The sequence below is a fragment of the Enterobacter oligotrophicus genome, from assembly GCF_009176645.1.
Taxonomy (GTDB): Bacteria; Pseudomonadota; Gammaproteobacteria; order Enterobacterales; family Enterobacteriaceae; genus Enterobacter; species Enterobacter oligotrophicus.
In genome coordinates this window covers 3222750-3239708 of record NZ_AP019007.1, presented here as the reverse complement: position 1 = coordinate 3239708, position 16959 = coordinate 3222750, and the positions used below count along the sequence as shown (strand labels likewise).

The 16959-nt window shown below is 55.2% G+C and carries 17 protein-coding genes and 1 pseudogene; 6 read left to right on the top strand and 12 right to left on the bottom strand.

Annotation, left to right across the window (positions count from 1 at the left end; all coding sequences use genetic code 11):
* Positions 1-8 precede the first annotated feature (8 nt).
* From carA to EoCCA6_RS15555, 3 genes are all read right to left on the bottom strand, one after another.
* Positions 9-1157, bottom strand: coding sequence for a glutamine-hydrolyzing carbamoyl-phosphate synthase small subunit (gene carA, locus EoCCA6_RS15565; protein ID WP_152083411.1), 1149 nt, complete (start codon positions 1155-1157; stop codon positions 9-11).
* 455 nt (positions 1158-1612) lie between these two features.
* A complete protein-coding gene (gene dapB / locus EoCCA6_RS15560; RefSeq protein ID WP_152083410.1) occupies positions 1613-2434 on the bottom strand; it encodes a 4-hydroxy-tetrahydrodipicolinate reductase in 822 nt (273 codons plus the stop codon).
* A gap of 128 nt (positions 2435-2562) precedes the next feature.
* Positions 2563-3570, bottom strand: coding sequence for a LacI family DNA-binding transcriptional regulator (locus EoCCA6_RS15555; protein WP_152083409.1), 1008 nt, complete (start codon positions 3568-3570; stop codon positions 2563-2565).
* A 188-nt stretch (positions 3571-3758) separates the two neighbouring features.
* On the opposite strand from EoCCA6_RS15555, the gene EoCCA6_RS15550 reads away from it, so the two are divergent.
* Genes EoCCA6_RS15550 through EoCCA6_RS15530 form a run of 5 tightly spaced genes read left to right on the top strand, consistent with a single transcriptional unit; the run spans position 3759 to position 8069 of the window.
* On the top strand, positions 3759-5507 hold the full coding sequence (locus EoCCA6_RS15550; RefSeq protein ID WP_152083408.1) for a class I mannose-6-phosphate isomerase: 1749 nt from the start codon (positions 3759-3761) through the stop codon (positions 5505-5507).
* A gap of 2 nt (positions 5508-5509) precedes the next feature.
* A complete protein-coding gene (locus EoCCA6_RS15545; RefSeq protein ID WP_152083407.1) occupies positions 5510-5938 on the top strand; it encodes a PTS sugar transporter subunit IIA in 429 nt (142 codons plus the stop codon).
* Between the two features lie 10 nt (positions 5939-5948).
* The gene (locus tag EoCCA6_RS15540; RefSeq protein WP_152083406.1) at positions 5949-6443 is read left to right on the top strand and encodes a PTS sugar transporter subunit IIB; all 495 of its coding nucleotides are present in this window, start codon (positions 5949-5951) and stop codon (positions 6441-6443) included.
* Positions 6444-6453: 10 nt separating this feature from the next.
* Positions 6454-7251: a PTS mannose/fructose/sorbose/N-acetylgalactosamine transporter subunit IIC gene (locus EoCCA6_RS15535; protein WP_152083405.1), complete on the top strand. Its 798-nt coding sequence runs from the start codon at positions 6454-6456 to the stop codon at positions 7249-7251.
* Positions 7251-8069 (top strand): PTS system mannose/fructose/sorbose family transporter subunit IID, encoded by an 819-nt coding sequence (locus EoCCA6_RS15530; protein ID WP_152083404.1) that lies wholly within the window; start codon positions 7251-7253, stop codon positions 8067-8069. Before EoCCA6_RS15535 ends, EoCCA6_RS15530 begins: the two co-directional genes overlap by 1 nt.
* A 32-nt stretch (positions 8070-8101) precedes the next feature.
* Here EoCCA6_RS15530 and EoCCA6_RS15525 read toward each other — a convergent pair whose 3' ends face one another.
* The 8 genes and pseudogenes from EoCCA6_RS15525 to EoCCA6_RS21680 all read right to left on the bottom strand — a co-directional run.
* Entirely contained in the window at positions 8102-8872 is a 771-nt protein-coding gene (locus EoCCA6_RS15525; RefSeq protein WP_152083403.1) for a glucose-6-phosphate isomerase family protein, read from the bottom strand.
* A complete protein-coding gene (locus tag EoCCA6_RS15520; protein WP_152083402.1) occupies positions 8865-9428 on the bottom strand; it encodes a glucose-6-phosphate isomerase family protein in 564 nt (187 codons plus the stop codon). Before EoCCA6_RS15520 ends, EoCCA6_RS15525 begins: the two co-directional genes overlap by 8 nt.
* Positions 9429-9568: 140 nt before the next feature.
* On the bottom strand, positions 9569-10519 hold the full coding sequence (ispH, locus tag EoCCA6_RS15515) for a 4-hydroxy-3-methylbut-2-enyl diphosphate reductase (protein WP_152083401.1): 951 nt from the start codon (positions 10517-10519) through the stop codon (positions 9569-9571).
* A gap of 1 nt (position 10520) precedes the next feature.
* Positions 10521-10970 carry an FKBP-type peptidyl-prolyl cis-trans isomerase gene (gene fkpB / locus EoCCA6_RS15510; RefSeq protein WP_006173955.1) on the bottom strand — a complete coding sequence of 150 codons (450 nt, stop codon included), beginning with the start codon at positions 10968-10970 and terminating at the stop codon, positions 10521-10523.
* A gap of 117 nt (positions 10971-11087) precedes the next feature.
* Complete coding sequence (gene lspA, locus EoCCA6_RS15505; protein ID WP_152083400.1) at positions 11088-11588, bottom strand: signal peptidase II; 501 nt, start codon at positions 11586-11588, stop codon at positions 11088-11090.
* Positions 11588-14404 (bottom strand): isoleucine--tRNA ligase, encoded by a 2817-nt coding sequence (ileS, locus tag EoCCA6_RS15500; protein WP_152083399.1) that lies wholly within the window; start codon positions 14402-14404, stop codon positions 11588-11590. The genes lspA and ileS overlap by 1 nt, the downstream gene beginning before the upstream one ends.
* Positions 14405-14449: 45 nt before the next feature.
* Positions 14450-15376, bottom strand: a complete 927-nt coding sequence (gene ribF, locus EoCCA6_RS15495; RefSeq protein WP_152083398.1) for a bifunctional riboflavin kinase/FAD synthetase — start codon at positions 15374-15376, stop codon at positions 14450-14452.
* Between the two features lie 7 nt (positions 15377-15383).
* Positions 15384-15590 (bottom strand): annotated as a pseudogene (locus tag EoCCA6_RS21680) (DUF2575 domain-containing protein); the annotation flags it as partial.
* A gap of 115 nt (positions 15591-15705) precedes the next feature.
* Between EoCCA6_RS21680 and rpsT the strand changes: the two are divergent.
* The gene (gene rpsT, locus EoCCA6_RS15480; RefSeq protein ID WP_008502037.1) at positions 15706-15969 is read left to right on the top strand and encodes a 30S ribosomal protein S20; all 264 of its coding nucleotides are present in this window, start codon (positions 15706-15708) and stop codon (positions 15967-15969) included.
* Positions 15970-16028: 59 nt separating this feature from the next.
* Here the strand turns inward: rpsT and nhaR are convergent, their stop codons facing one another.
* Positions 16029-16928, bottom strand: coding sequence for a transcriptional activator NhaR (nhaR, locus tag EoCCA6_RS15475; protein ID WP_112781627.1), 900 nt, complete (start codon positions 16926-16928; stop codon positions 16029-16031).
* Positions 16929-16959: the final 31 nt, after the last annotated feature.

Below are 16959 nucleotides of genomic sequence, written 5' to 3'. Positions count from 1 at the left end.
GCTCCTGATTATTTAGCGGTCTTACGGTATTGCTCGATAAGTTCGATGAAGTGATCGAACAGCGGCGCGGCATCGTGCGGGCCTGGGCTGGCTTCAGGGTGGCCCTGGAAGCTGAACGCGGGCTTATCGGTACGATGGATACCCTGCAGGGTGCCATCGAACAGTGACTTGTGCGTGACGCGCAGGTTAGCCGGCATGGAGGCCTCATCCACGGCAAACCCGTGGTTCTGCGCGGTAATCATCACCGTATTGTTATCGATGTCTTTCACCGGGTGGTTGCCACCGTGGTGACCAAACTTCATCTTAATGGTGTTCGCACCGCTCGCCAGCGCCAGCAGCTGATGGCCGAGGCAGATACCGAATACCGGGATATCGGTTTCCAGGAAGGATGTGATGGCGTCGATAGCGTAGTCGCACGGTGCCGGGTCGCCAGGGCCGTTGGAGAGGAAGATGCCATCCGGATTCATCTTCAGTACCTCTTCAGCAGAGGTTTTCGCCGGAACCACCGTCAGGCGGCAACCGCGATCCACCAGCATGCGCAGGATATTGCGCTTGGCACCGAAATCGTAAGCGACAACATGGAACGGCAGCTCGCTCTCCGGTTTCGCTTCCGGGAGGTCGCCCTCCAGCGTCCAGCTCCCCTGGGTCCAGCTGTAGGCTTCTGTTGTGGTCACTTCTTTCGCCAGATCCATGCCGTTCAGGCCGGGGAAGGCTTTCGCTTTTTCAAGCGCCAGCGCTGCATCCAGGTTATCACCCGCGATGATGCAGCCGTTCTGGGCACCCTTCTCGCGCAGCAGACGCGTCAGCTTACGGGTATCGATATCGGCAATCGCCACGATGTTATGGCGCTTCAGGTAAGAAGAGAGATCTTCGGTATTGCGGAAATTACTGGCAATCAGCGGCAGGTCACGAATGACCAGACCTTGCGCATGTACCTGAGAGGATTCTTCGTCAGCCGCATTGGTGCCGACATTGCCGATATGGGGATAAGTAAGAGTAACGATTTGGCGGGAATAGGAAGGATCAGTGAGGATTTCTTGATAACCGGTCATTGAAGTATTGAAAACGACTTCCCCAACCGCCGAACCTGTTGCCCCTATGGCCCGACCGATAAACTGGGTTCCGTCTTCCAGAACCAATAGCGCTGACTTAATCAAAACACCCTCCAGAGAATATTCACTCACTTTATTTGCATATTAATTCATAACTATGCCATGAATCAATGCAAATGTGTTGCCAGCGGATTTTTGGCAAACGGCGGCATTCTGGGGATTAGGAGGGTAAAAGTCAACTCAAAAACAGTGATTTTGCTTATTCTTTTGCGAGCCTGGAATCAGTAATGCGAATTAAGCGGTAAAAAGATCAGGTAAATCACCGCAGGAAACGCTTGCGCAGTGAGTTTAATGGAAAAGAAAGACAGAGCGCAGTAAAAAGTGGACCAGATGGTCAAAATTTACATTACCGCAACACAAAAAAGAGAGAAAACTATTCTTTATGAGCAATATAAACAAAAAATAACTTAAAACAGGAAAAATAAAAGGGCAATAAAATATTGCCCTATGCAATCAATAGATTACGACTGCAATAACCACATCACGATGGGTAATAAATCTTACAGATTGTTGAGATCGAGCACATCACGCATATCAAAAAGGCCACTTTCTTTATTTTTTAACCACAGTGCGGAACGTACGGCACCATTGGCGAACGTCATACGGCTTGACGCTTTATGCGTGATTTCCACACGTTCACCGATATCGGCGAACATCGCGGTATGTTCGCCGACGATGTCACCTGCACGGACGGTGGCAAAGCCAATCGTCCCCGGAACGCGTTCACCGGTGTGCCCTTCGCGGGTATAGACCGCGCAGTCTTTCAATTCTTTATCAAGTGCATGAGCAATCACTTCGCCCATCGCCAGCGCCGTGCCTGATGGTGCATCAACTTTGTATCGATGGTGTGCTTCGATGATCTCAATATCGGTATAGTCACCCATCACCTTCGCTGCTTTCTCCAGCAGCTTCAGCATGACGTTGACGCCCACGCTGAAGTTCGCGGCAAAGACGATTGCAATGTCTTTTGAGGCGTCTTTAATTGCCTGCTTGCCCGCGTCATCGAAACCGGTGGTGCCAATCACCATGCCTTTACCGTGCTGACGACAAAAAGCCAGATGATTCAGCGTCCCTTCCGGGCGCGTAAAATCGATCAATACGTCAAAGTCATCTTTTACCGCGTCCAGGCTGCTCTGCACTACAACGCCAGTTTTACCGATACCCGCCAGTTCACCCGCATCGCTTCCTGTTAAAGATGACCCTTCGCGCTCCAGCGCAGCGCCCAGTTGAACACCGTCGAGCTGTGCTGCAGCCTGAATTAACTGACGCCCCATACGGCCGCCCGCGCCGGCAATGGCAACGCGGATTTGTGCATCATGCATATCTATTCTCTTAAGTTAACTTTATGTAAATCGTTTTCAGAGTAACCAGCCCTGTCACGGGCTGCCACTAAAAACACCCATAATTAGAATTTACTGTGAAACCGAAGCCGTTATCAGTAAAAGACATACTAAACGAAACCGCATGATTCTCTGACTACCAGTGCCGGAGGCAGAATGATGCGTTTCGGCGGCTCGTTATTCCCCTGAATTCGGCTGAAGAGAAGCTCTCCGGCTTTACGACCTATCTCTTTCGCCGCCACCGAAACGGTCGTAAGCCCTGGCTGGACCAGCGCCGCCTCGGTGATATCGTCGAAACCGACCAGGGCAAAATCGCGTCCGGGTTCACGTCTCAGTTTGCGTAGCGCCTGCATTACCCCCAGCGCGACAATATCCTGATAGCAGACTGCGGCGGTGATCTCCGGATACTGGCGGAATAAATTTTCGGCCACGCGTGCGCCGTCGCTTTGGCTCGCCTGGCTGGTGATAACCCAGCGAGGATCTGCCGACAGGCCATTTTCAAGCAGCTTACTGGTAAAACCGCCGATACGCTGTGCGCGTGTACCCGAATGCTGACTCCCGCCAATAAAGGCGATATGGCGGTGTCCAAGTTTAAGCAGATGCGCGGTCGCCATCTGGGTGCCAAGAAAGTTGTCGGTCCCGACGAAATCAAAATCCGGATCGTTGACCGGACGTACAACCATAATGGCAGGAATGTTGCGTCGCTTCAGACTGTCAAAAAAGGAGCGCGGCGTTTCACGGGCGGCACAGAGCACCATGCCGCAGGCGTTATTTCGCATCAACGAATCGACGAATTTTTGCTGCCGCTCGCCGGATTCTTCGCTGTTTGCCAGAAACAGCAGCATGTCGTGGCGCTCCATCTCATGGCTTAGCCCGGCGGTCATTTCCCCGTAAAAAGGGTTTGTTATATCGTGCAAAAGCAGCCCAACCTGGTTACTGCTGCGGTTACGCAGGTTTGCCGCCGTCTGATTGTAAACATAGCCGGAATCATCAATTGCTTTCAGCACCCTTTCCCTGGTGGCCTGAGAGATCCGCCCACGGTTTCGCAGCACCATCGACACCGTGGCGGTCGATACGCCTGCTCGTTCTGCGACCTGCGCCAGCGTAATAGTCGTCATTGTTCCTCCTTTTTCCTTTCACAGATTAATCGAATAACCTGAATTTTGCCTCATTCCCTGTGAAGCGGTTCACACTCCCCGCCAGAAAATCCGCTTTCCTGCGCAGAGTGCCGGGTTAATCGCGTTAACCACTCTTCCATAACAAGGTTAATCGATTAATCTTATTATAACGATAACGGAGTGAACAGATGAAAAGTACCTTCTATAACAAATACCCGGAAGTCACCGTTCGGGGCTTCGATACCCACGCCTGGCGCGGGTGGAACGACATTATTGCTGCGCTTAACACCAGGATTCACCTTACCCAAAAAACGGTACTGGTTATTGATTGTTATCCCGGCGTTCGTCTTGATGAGCTGGAGCAAAACCTGTTCGTGCAGTTGGGCGACGCAGTGCGGATAAACGCTGAAACCGCCCGCCATGACGTGCAGGCGCTCAACGCCCTACTGGACCGTAACCTGACGGATGACCGCGTCTTTGGCGTACTCTCCTGCCACCAGCTTGCGGAATTTTTTGACAGCCACGCATTAGCCGCGCTGCAACAGCAGGTAGCGGATGTCACCTCCGGGTTGGTCATTGTCTACGGGCCAGGTGCCGCACTGGTACACCCTGGTGATGTGCTGGTGTATGCGGATTTACCGCGCTGGGAAATCCAGCAGCGTATGCGCGCAGGCGAGCTTGGCAACTGGGGCGTGGAAAATCAGCATGAAGACATACTCCGCCGCTACAAGCGTGCTTTTTTCATCGAATGGCGTGTTTTTGACCGACATAAAACGCCCCTGCTTAAACGCTGCGATTATTTGCTGGATACCACCGTTGCCAACGCACCGGCGGCAGTCAGCGGCGAGGCGCTGCGTGCAGGGCTGCAGCAGACAACGCAACAACCGTTCCGCGTGGTGCCATTCTTCGATCCCGGCGTCTGGGGCGGACAGTGGATGAAACAACGATTCGATCTCGATCCAGCGAAGCCTAACTACGCATGGTGTTTTGACTGCGTGCCCGAGGAAAACAGCCTGCTGATGCGGTTTGGCGACGTTCGGATCGAGATCCCCTCTCAGGACCTGGTGCTTCTGCAGCCTCGCGCGCTACTGGGCGAAAAGGTTCACGCACGCTTCGGGGCAGAATTCCCGATCCGCTTTGATTTCCTCGACACCGTTGGGGGGCAGAACCTGAGTTTTCAGGTGCATCCATTAACGGAGTACATCCAGCAGCAGTTTGGCATGCATTACACCCAGGATGAGAGCTATTACATTCTCGACGCCGAACCGGGTGCCGTCGTCTATCTCGGCACCAAAACCGGCACCGAACCTGAAGCCATGCTGAACGATCTGCGCCAGGCGGCACGCGGCGAGAAACCGTTCGACGACGCGCGCTTTGTGAATCAGATTGCGGCCAAAAAACACGACCACTTCCTGATCCCGGCGGGCACCGTGCACTGCTCCGGGTCCGGCACCATGGTGCTTGAGATCAGCGCCACGCCTTACATTTTCACCTTCAAGCTCTGGGACTGGGGTCGACTGGGGATGGATGGGTTACCGCGTCCGGTGCATCTTGACCACGGCGAACAGGTTATCGACTGGCAGCGCGATACACAGTGGGTGAACGAACATCTGGTAAACCGTATTGAACCGGTTGCCGAAGGTGAAAGCTGGCGCGAAGAACGTACCGGCCTGCACGAACGGGAATTTATTGAAACGCGCCGCCACTGGTTTAGCGGCCCGGTCACGCATCACACAGAAGGTGGCGTTAACGTGCTCAATCTGGTTGAAGGCGACGAAGCGCGCGTTGACAGCCCAAGCGGTGCATTTGAGCCTTTCGTCGTGCATTACGCCGAGACATTCATCATCCCGGCCGCCGTGGGGGAGTACCGCATTACGCCATGGGGAAAAGGTGAAGGACAGCAACTCGCAACGGTAAAAGCCTGGGTCAGGGGGTAACGATGATTAACGTAATTGTGGCGTCACACGGGCCGATGGCAAAAGCAATGCTGGAAACCGCCAACATGATCGTCGGCGAGTTACCTTACTGTTTCGCCGTTACGCTGACCGGTGAGGCGGGCATAGAAGGCTTCAGGCAGGACTTCGCGACGGTACTGGCTCAGGCCTCTGAACATGCCGATGGTGTACTGGTGCTGTGCGATATGCAAAGCGGTACGCCCTGGAATGTAGCCTGCACCTGGGCCTTTTCCGCGAAGACTTCTCCGCCAGTGGCCGTGCTGGGCGGGGTCAATCTGCCGATGCTGTTACAAGCCGACGAGATCCACGCCCTTAACGAGGTTAACGCCGCAGCCAGCCTGCTGTTAACGCTCACTCAACCCACGCTGGTGGTGGCTTCTCCCGCTTCTGCCGAACAATCCGACGAATTTTGAGGAACCCGCTATGAGCATTTCTTTTGTACGCATCGACGACCGCGTGATCCACGGGCAGCTCGTCACACGCTGGGCCAAAGAGCTGCCCTGCGACGGTATCGTGGCCATTGATGATGCTGTCGCGGCCGATCCCCTGCTCTCTTCCGTCATGAAAGGGGCCGTCTCCGACACCAAAGTGTGGCTTTTTGATACCGCAACGGCGATAGAAAAACTGCCGAAGGTCATTGCCAGCGACAAGCGTTATTTCGTCATCGGCAAATCGCCTCTTACCCTGCAGCGCATCGAGCAGGCCGGGATCAGCCTGAAAAACAGCAACGGCAAAATTAACGTCGGCCCGATGAGCGCACGTGCAGATACCACCACGATTGGCCCCAATCAGTCGGTCAATGCTCAGGAGATCGAGGCTTTTGACTGGCTGAACGCACAGGGCCATTTAATCGAGTTTCGTCTGGTTCCTGATGCCAGTAGTTACAGCTGGCAGGATGCCCGACAAAAACTGAAATAAGGAGCGGACAATGATTATCGAAGCGGCATTAATTGGCGTGCTCTGTTATCTGGGGGCGCTCAGCAGCCCCTGGCTCCTGGGCCTGACTGGCGGCTGGTATCTAATTACCCGGCCTCTGGTATCGGGCATGCTGGTTGGCCTGATCCTCGGGGATGTGAAAACCGGGATCATGATTGGCGTGGCGGTTCAGGCGGTCTATATCGCGATGGTCACGCCCGGCGGCTCAATGCCCGCCGACCTGAATTTTGTGGCTTATCCGGCCATCGCGCTGGGTATTCTTTCCGGAAAAGGGCCGGAAGTGGCGGTCGCGCTGGCGGCAACCATCGGTATTGCCGGAACGATTCTGTTTAACACGATGATGGTGCTCAACTCCTTCTGGAACCACCGCGCCGATAACGCGCTGGAGCGTGGTGACGAGCGCGGTATCTACCTGAACAGCGCCATCTGGCCGCAGGCAACCAACTTTGTTTTGCGCTTTGTACCGACCTTTATCGCGGTCTACTTTGGCGCGCAGTACATCAGCGGCGTGATGGACAGCCTGCCGAAAGTGGTGCTTTCCACCATGAACGTTCTGGGTGGGATCTTGCCTGCCGTCGGTATTGCTATCCTGCTGAAACAGATCATCAAAAACTACACCATGCTGATCTACTTTCTGGTGGGCTTCGTCTGCATTGTGTTCCTGAAGCTCAACATGGTTGCACTGGTCATTGTTGGCGCGCTGCTGGCGCTGATCCACTATAACTACAAGCCGGAGCCACCACAGGCTATTGCCTCTGCGCCGGTAGCAGATGACGAGGATGAATTCTGATGGAAGAGCGTAAACTGACCCGTAAAGATCTGCGTCGCTGCTGGCGGGCGTGGATGATGCACAACCTCTCTTCAATGAGTTTTGAACGACTTGAATCGTTCGGCTTCTGCCTGAGCATGCTGCCCGTGGCAAAAAAGCTCTACCCTGATATTGCACAGCGCAAAGAGATGCTGCGCCGCCACGCCTCTTTCTATAATACCGAACCGCAAATCGGCGCTATCGTTAACGGTATGGCGCTGGGCCTGGAAGAGAAAAAGGCCAACGGCGACCCGATTGACGGCGAAACGATCAACACCCTGAAAGTCGGCCTGATGGGGCCGATCGCCGGGATCGGAGATTCAATGATCCCTGGCATGCTGATCCCTATTCTGCTCAGCATCGGAATGGCGCTGGCGGCTGGTGGCAACATTCTGGGGCCGCTGTTCTACACGGTCGCCTGGCTGGCTATCATCATACCTGGCTCCTGGTTCCTGTTCCTGAAGGGCTATCAGATGGGCTCCGGCTCTGTTGAAATGCTGGTGAGCAGCAAATCGGCCCGCCTGCGCGAGGCGTTGTCGCTGCTTGGCGTATTCGTGATGGGTGGCGTCGCGGCAAGCTATGTGAAGCTGGGGACCGGGCTTGAGTTCGTGACCAAAGACGGGGTCAACATCCACGTACAGCAAATGCTCGACGGGATCTTCCCGCAGCTATTGCCGCTGGTGGTGGTACTGAGCACCTGGTATTTAATGGCGAAACGTGGCGTATCGCCCGTTAAGGCAATGATCCTGCTGCTGGTACTGGCTGCCGCAGGGGTGGCAACGGGTCTTTTCGCCGGTTAGCCCACTCGCAAGGGGGCCTATGGCCCCCTTTGTTATGGATGAAAATTCTGCCACAGCCCAGCCACCTTATCAGGCCGGGAAATAAACTGAAAACGTGCCGGATCGGCAATAAACTGCTGATAAACCGGCTCCTCCGTGATGCCAAACTCCTCATACACACGAGGCGTAATCGCCTGTAAGCGCCCCGGTGCATAGCGTGGGTTATGTTGCCAGATAACCTGCCGATCCTGCATTAACGGATACCAGGCCAGCCCTTTATGCGCCCGCACGGCTTCATATTCAAAACCGTATTCCCGATCGCACCAGGCACCAAACGTCAGCGGCACATCCGGGTTGGCAGAAATAGTGGCATGGCCCCAGCCCGGCGGCACCAGCACTTTATCACCCTCATGGGCAATGACCGCAAAACAGCGTCCTGGGTCATCTTCAACCCGTTCCTGCATATAAATAATGGCGCTGCCCTGCCAGATTTCGTACAGCTCCGGCGGCGACCAGCCGCTATGCTGGCTGATGCGGTGCACGTGTCCCTGGCTGCGCACAGGCTCATCTCCAAGCTGTCCGGCGGCATAAGTGACCACGCCAAACAACAGCATGCGTTTCTTAAGCTCGTCGCGATCCTGAATTCTCGCGACGTCCATAGCGATGGCATATACCTCCTCAGGCCCCTCGCACTGCGGATCGCGCAATGAGCCACGGATCTGATCCAGACGGCGGATCTCCGGCATCGGGCCCGTCACATCGTCGCCATAAGAAAAACCGAGAGGCTGATGGTGGACCTGCATATCCAGTCCGTAGTTAGCCATTTTGCACCTCACGGACCTGGATCTTGCCCTCAACATCGGTCACACGTAGCGAAAAACCTTGTGCCAGCGCGGCGTAATCATGCCCGGCAATCGTCGGCCAGACCGCCAGCGCAGAGAGGATCGCCGTGCCTGTGTTAATCAGCCGGTGAGCGGTAGAGCCGGGGATAATGTGTACCGAACCGGGACTAACGGATTCCAGACAGGCTTTACCGCTTTCCGGTTGCAGCAGCAAAAAACCCGTCCCGCGCAGACCAAAATAGACTTCACCCTGCTCCCGGCGTGAATGAAAGTGGCCGCGCGTCATAAAGAACTCACTGCCAACGCGGCCCGGATGAAGATGAGTGACACCTGCAAAAAGGTTACCTTCACTCGTCTGGCTGTCGAGCATCTCTACGTCATAAACGGCTTGTCGGGGATCGGATTCTTGCCAGGCGCTGACGTCGGCAAATACACCGGCCAGATCGGCAATGCGGGTCGTTTTACTGAGGATCTTACTTTGCGCGAACGCGCCAGTCAGCCAGTCCACCTGCGGCGGCTGGATAATAACAGGTTTCATATGTGTCTCCGGCCCGAGGAGAACAACATAATAAGCATAGCAGATTAATCGATTAACCTTCGATTGCACTGACTAGAGTGTGGCGGGGATCAAAAAAGCCAGGCATTGAGCCTGGCTTTGTTTGTTAGCCTGAAGATGCGTTACTCAACTTCACGAGCGTCGATACGCAACTCTTTCGGAACTTCAAAGACGATATTCTCTTCGCGTCCTTCCAGCGGCACCGCTTCGCCACCGCCCAGCTCCTGCAGACGGGAAATAACGTTCTGCACCAGAATATCCGGTGCGGAAGCCCCCGCTGTCACGCCGACGCAGGTCGCGTTTTTCACCCACGCTTCCTGGATATCCGTTGCATCGTCAATCAGAAACGCCGCTTTCCCCATTCGCTGCGCCAGTTCGGCCAGACGGTTGGAGTTAGAGGAGTTTTTAGAGCCGACCACCAGCACCACATCCGCCTGTTCCGCCAGCGCACGCACCGCTTCCTGACGGTTAGTGGTGGCGTAGCAGATGTCATCTTTACGCGGCCCGACAATTTTCGGGAAACGCTGACGCAGGGCGTCAATCACATCAGAGGTGTCGTCAACGGAGAGCGTCGTCTGGGTCATAAACGACAGACGGGCCTCGTTTTTCACATCCAGCGTAAAGACATCTTCCGGCGATTCAACCAGATACATGCCCCCTTCCGGGTTGCTGTACTGGCCCATGGTGCCTTCGACTTCCGGGTGACCCGCATGGCCAATCAGGATCGACTCTTCACCACGGCGGCTGGCGCGCGCCACTTCCATATGCACTTTTGTGACCAATGGACAGGTGGCGTCAAACACCGTCAAATCGCGGCTTTTCGCTTCGTTACGCACCGCCTGAGAGACGCCGTGCGCGGAGAAGATCAGGATCGCGCCGTCAGGCACTTCGCTGATCTGCTCGATGAAGATCGCGCCGCGCTCACGCAGGCTGTCGACCACGTAACGGTTATGCACCACTTCGTGACGCACGTAAATTGGCGCGCCATAAATCTCCAGCGCGTTTTCAACAATGCTGATAGCGCGGTCTACACCGGCGCAAAAACCGCGCGGGTTAGCCAACAGGATCTGCATTTCAGGCCTCCAGTGCCGGATCGATCTCCAGCACTTCTACATCAAAATGAACGGTACGCCCGGCTAACGGATGGTTGAAGTCAACAGTAATGGAGTCACCGTTGATTTCGCGGATCACGCCAGGCATTTCGCTGCCGTCCATAGCGGTAAAGAGCATTATCGCCCCGATTTCCGGCTCGCCCGCATCCATAAACTCACGACGCGAGAAGTACTGGATCAGGTCCGGGCTTGGCACGCCAAATGCCGCATCCGGCTCCAGTGAAAACACTTTTTTTTCACCCTCTTTCAGGCCCAGAAGCTGCTGCTCAAGGCCTTCAGACAACGAAGTGTCGCCAAGACGAAACAGGGCCGGTTTGCCGTTATTGCGGGTGGATTCAGCCGTGGAGCCATCATCCAGTTTCAGCGTGAAGTGAACGAGAACCGCGCTGTTGCTCTGTACGGATTTAGACATGCAAATTACTCGCTTGTTTTGAGTCGCCTGTTGCCCGGTGGCGCTGCGCTTACCGGGCCTACGGGAGGCCACAAATTCTGTAGGCCGGGATCGCTACGCGTCACCCGGCTGGTTTTGTTACGCCTGCTCTTTCGCTGCGGGTTTAGGCAAGAAGCCTTCCAGCACGATTAACGCCGCGCCGATGCATATTGCGCTATCGGCGAGGTTAAAGGTGGCGAAGTGCCAGTCGCCGACGTAGAAGTCGATCATATCGACCACAAAGCCGTGCCACAGGCGATCAAACAGGTTGCCCAGCGCGCCGCCAATGATCAGCGCGTAGGCGATATTGTTCAGCTTTTGCGTGGCCTTCGAGCGGTACATCAGCACCGCCAGCACGACGCAGATACCGATAGCGATACCCGCGAAGAACCAGCGCTGCCAGCCACCGCTGTCAGCAAGGAAACTAAACGCCGCGCCGTAGTTGCGTGCATAGTGCAGGTTAAGCGACGGGAACAGCGGAACCGTATCCCCCAGAGCAAAGTTCTGGAGGATCAGGAACTTGCTGCCCAGATCAATAATCAGCACCACCACAACCAGCCACAGCCAGCGCAGTCCTGTTGAACAGAAAGTTTTACTCATCAGGCAAACTTACGTTTTTCGCCATCACCGGCGACGTTGCTGACACAGCGTCCGCAGATTTCTGCGTGTTCCGCCACCTGGCCGACATCGGTGGTGTAATGCCAGCAACGCGGGCATTTCTCACCTTCGGCTTTGCTCAGTGCGACTTTCAGCCCTTTAAGCAGTTCGCTCTGCTGAGCATCCGCAGTCGCGTCGGCATAATCCGCAACTTTCGCACCGGAGGTCAACAGGACAAATCGTAATTCATCGCCCAGCGCCGTCAGTTTTGCCGCCAGCTCTGGTTCCGCGTACAGGGTCACTGCCGCTTCCAGAGAGCCGCCGACTTTCTTGTCAGCACGCGCCTGCTCGATCACCTTGTTCACTTCGCCACGCACTTTCAGCAGTTCGTCCCAGAAGGCATCGTTCATCGCTTCCGTACTGGAGAGATCGAACAGACCTTCGTACCACTCGCCGGTGAAGACATACTTCTCGCGGTCGCCTGGCAGGTAGCCCCAGATTTCATCTGCGGTGAAGGACATGATCGGTGCCATCCAGCGCACCAGCGCTTCTGCGATATGGTACAGCGCAGTCTGGCAGCTACGACGCGCCCGGCTTTCCGCTTTCGCGGTGTACTGGCGGTCTTTGATGATGTCGAGGTAGAACGAGCCCATCTCGATGGAGCAGAAGCGCATCAGGCGCTGCACCACTTCGTGGAAATCGTAAGACTCATAGGCTTTCAGGATATCTTCCTGCGCCGCTTTCGCGCAGCCTACCGCCCAGCGATCCAGCACCACCATCTCTTCCGGTTTCACCATGTCTTTCACCGGATCAAACCCGTTCAGGTTCGCCAGCAGGAAGCGCGCGGTGTTACGGATACGACGATAGCTGTCGGCAGCACGTTTCAGGATCTCATCAGACACCGCCATTTCGCCGGTATAGTCGGTGGATGCTACCCACAGACGCAGAATGTCCGCGCCCAGTTTGTTCATCACGTCCTGCGGAGAAACGGTGTTACCGATGGATTTGGACATCTTACGGCCCTGACCATCCACGGTGAAGCCGTGAGTCAGTACCTGGCGGTAAGGTGCTTTGCCTTTCATGGCGGTAGAAATCATCAGCGATGACATGAACCAGCCACGGTGTTGGTCAGAGCCTTCCAGATACATATCGGCAGCGTGACCAGCGAATTCAGGGCGCACGTCAACAACAGAAGCGTGGGTAGACCCGGAGTCGAACCACACGTCCAGCGTATCTGGCACTTTCTCGTAGTTGTCTGCGTCAGCACCCAGGATGTCGCGGGAATCGAGATCCCACCACGCCTGAATGCCGTCAACTTCAACGCGTTTCGCCACTTCTTCCATCAGTTCCAGCGTGTTCGGGTGCAATTCCTGCGTCTCTTTATGCACGAACAGCGACATCGGCACGCCCCAGGTACGCTGACGGGAGATACACCAGTCAGGACGATTCGCGACCATGGATTCGATACGCGCCTGGCCCCAGTCCGGTATCCACTGCACGCCTTTGATCTCTTTCAGGGACTGCTCGCGCAGGCCTTTTTGATCCATGCTGACGAACCACTGCGGGGTCGCGCGGAAGATGATTGGGGTCTTATGACGCCAGCAGCACGGATAGCTGTGCTGCATTTTTTCTACGTGCAGCAGCGCGCCGCTGGTACGCAGCATGTCAACGATGATGTCGTTGGCTTTAAAGACGTTGATACCGTCCAGCGCCGGATAAGTGCCAGGCAGGTACGCGCCATCCGGACCAACCGGGTTGGCGATTTCCAGACCGTATTTCAGGCTGATGTTGTAGTCGTCAGGACCGTGACCACCGGCGGTGTGTACCGCACCGGTACCGGCTTCCAGCGTTACGTGATCGCCCAGGATCGCCGGAACGTCGAAGTCCAGGAACGGGTGTTTGAAGCGCATCAGCTCCAGCGCGTCACCTTTCACGGTACCCAGCACGGTGTAATCGGTGATGTTCGCGCGTTTCAGCACGCTTTCAACCAGATCTTTCGCCAGAATCAGCGCCTGACCGTCAACCTGCACCAGCGCGTACTCGAACTCGCCAGACAGCGAGATCGCACGGTTGGCAGGCAGGGTCCACGGGGTGGTGGTCCAGATAACGAGAGAGATCGGGCCATTGACGGAGGAGACGCCGAATTTGGCTTTTACCGCATCCTGATCCACCGCGTGGAACGCCACGTCGATAGAAGGCGAGGTTTTGTCGTAATACTCCACTTCCGCTTCTGCCAGCGCAGAGCGGCAGTCCACGCACCAGTGCACCGGTTTCGCGCCTTTGTGCAGGTGGCCGTTGCCGATGATTTTACCCAGCGCACGGATGATGTTGGCTTCGGTTTTGAAGTCCATGGTCAGGTACGGGTGCGACCAGTCGCCCAGCACGCCCAGACGGATGAAGTCAGCGCGCTGACCGTCAACCTGGGTAGCAGCGTATTCGCGGCATTTTGCGCGGAACTCTGCGGCGGTGAACTTCTCACCCGGCTTGCCAAACTCTTGCTCCACTTTCAGCTCGATCGGCAGACCGTGGCAGTCCCAGCCCGGAACGTAAGGCGAGTCAAATCCCGCGAGTCCTTTGGACTTCACGATAATGTCTTTCAGAATCTTGTTTACAGAGTGACCAATATGAATGCTGCCATTCGCATATGGAGGGCCATCATGCAGAATGAAGGTTTTTTTGCCTTTTTTGGCTGCACGAATGATGCCGTACAGGTCATCATCGGTCCAACGCGCCAGCATTCCCGGTTCACGCTTGGCGAGATCGCCGCGCATCGGGAACCCTGTTTCCGGCAAATTCAGGGTTGATTTATAGTCACTCATCAGATTCTCGGTTCCGTATTTATCACGTAGGCAGTTAAGCCGGTTCTAAAGCCCAAAAAACTCGCGGGCCGTTAATTCATCTCGCGCGATTTGCGCCTTAAGCTCGTCCAGCGAAGCAAATCGCTGCTCGTTGCGTATTTTTTTACGCAGGATTACATCTATATGGCGACCGTAGAGGTCCATTACAACGTCCAGCAGGTGCACTTCTAACTGTTGACGCACACCGGCGACGGTGGGACGGGTGCCAATGTTGGCGACGCCGTAAAACGGCTTATCGCCCAGTCCTGCCACTTCCACCGCATAGACCCCTTTAACCGGGGAAACCTGACGGCGCAGTGGGATATTCGCCGTCGGGAAACCTATGGTGCGGCCCAGAGCATCGCCATGAACCACGCGGCCTGAAATGGTGAACGGATGTCCCAGCAGGGTTTCTGCCATATCCAGTTCATCATCGGCCAGCGCCTGACGTACCGCCGTACTGCTGACGCGAACGCCGCCTTCACAGAAGGTCATTGCGCTGGTGACGTCAAAACCGTACTCCAGGCCAGCCTTCTGTAATAGCAAGAAATCACCCTGACGACCAGCGCCAAAGCGGAAATCATCCCCCACAGCGAGAAACTGCACGCCAAGCTGTCTGACCAACAGGTCACTGACGAAATTTTGTGCTGTCAGCGCGGCAAAGCGACGATCGAAACGTACACACAATACGTAATCCACGCCGGACTCTGCCAGATAGCGCAACTTCTCGCGCAGGCGAGTGAGACGGGCAGGTGATTTTTCGCCCGCAAACAGCTCCAGCGGCTGCGGCTCGAAAATCATCACCACAACGGGCAGGCCGCGGGCCTCCCCTTCTTTGCGCAATCCCTGCAACAGCGCCTGATGCCCACGATGCACGCCGTCGAAATTACCAATGGTCAGCACGCACCCGTGTGGGGCTTTGCTGAGATTATGTATGCCGCGTATCAGCTTCATGACTGGCTCAAAACAGTGAAAATCGCCAAAGTATACCTTGTACAGCGATTAAGGTTAACCGACGATTGTTCATGCAAAACAGAAAGCCGTAATGATTTCATCACGCTGACCTTTGACAGCGAAAAAATCTGCCCGCGAACTGCGATTTTTGTGCCGAAAAGCTGTATTCATGAGCGACAAGCTGGTAGAATCCTGCGCCATCACTACGTAACGTAGCGTCGCCATATCAACGGCGCTTATTTGCACAAATCCATTGACAAAAGAAGGTATAGAGGGCATATTCCTCGGCCTTTGAATTGTCCACATAGATCATATTTGGGAGTTGGACCTTGGCTAATATCAAATCAGCTAAGAAACGTGCTATCCAGTCTGAAAAGGCTCGTAAGCACAACGCAAGCCGTCGCTCTATGATGCGTACTTTCATCAAGAAAGTATACGCAGCTATCGAAGCTGGCGACAAAGCTGCTGCGCAGAACGCATTTAACGAAATGCAACCAATCGTGGATCGTCAGGCTGCTAAAGGTCTGATCCACAAAAACAAAGCAGCGCGTCATAAAGCAAACCTGACCGCGCAGATCAACAAACTGGCTTAATCGCCACTTGTTGTTGCTTGTTTTAAAAGAACCCGCTTAATGCGGGTTTTTTTATATCCTCAGATCGCCGGTGGCGTGAACAGCGCCGAGTAGTCACGGTTGCAAATTCGCTGCACCGCCGGGTGCTGGATCATTCGTTCGGCAAATATGGCGTGATACTCCTCCATCACGTTATCCACCCTGCCAATCTCCGTAATTTTGTCATCTGAATAGAGATCGTGCGCGTACAGCGTCGGCGCAACGAAGATAGCGTTATGTGCTTCGCCAAAGGCTTTCATCAACGCCGCATCATCGAACTCACCGAGAATTTCCACCTTCAGCCCCTGCGAGTTAAACCAGTTCAGCAGCTTGCGTCCGAGCATGGAACGTCTGCCGGGCACCAGCAGGCGACGCTCTTCCAGACAGGCCGGAAACGGCTTTTTCGGTGGCGGATTAATGCACCAGAAGCTGACACCGCATTCCCCTATCTTCACCGAGAACAGCCCTTCCTGCTGGGTGGAATCAATCGGGCAGTCCGAGATAATCATATCCAGCTTATGCTGGCTCAGCTGCTCCAGCAGCATCTCGTGCGTGGATTCAAAGCAGCGGAGGTGGATTTGCTCATCTTCAACCACCGCCGCGTCCAGCACGCCGCTCACCAGCCGTTTTGACAGCGCATCCGCCACGCCCACATCAAAGAGTAAATTCGACTCTTTGCGGTAGTTGACGATATCCAGCATCTCCTGGCTTAAGGTGAACATCTTGTCCGCATAGCGGAAAACCAGCTCGCCCAGCTCGCTTGGCTCAATCCCACGACCTTTGCGCTTGAACAGCTTGCCCTGCAACCGCTCTTCCAGGGCCTTGATTTGCCCGGTGATGGTCTGCGGCGTCAGATAAAGCGCTTCTGCCGCCCCCACGACCGAGCCCTGTTTGTAAACATGCCAGAAGTAGTAAAGATGGTTGTAATTCAAATGAGACATCGCGTCTTCGCTCCCTGATCGTGTGCCGGGA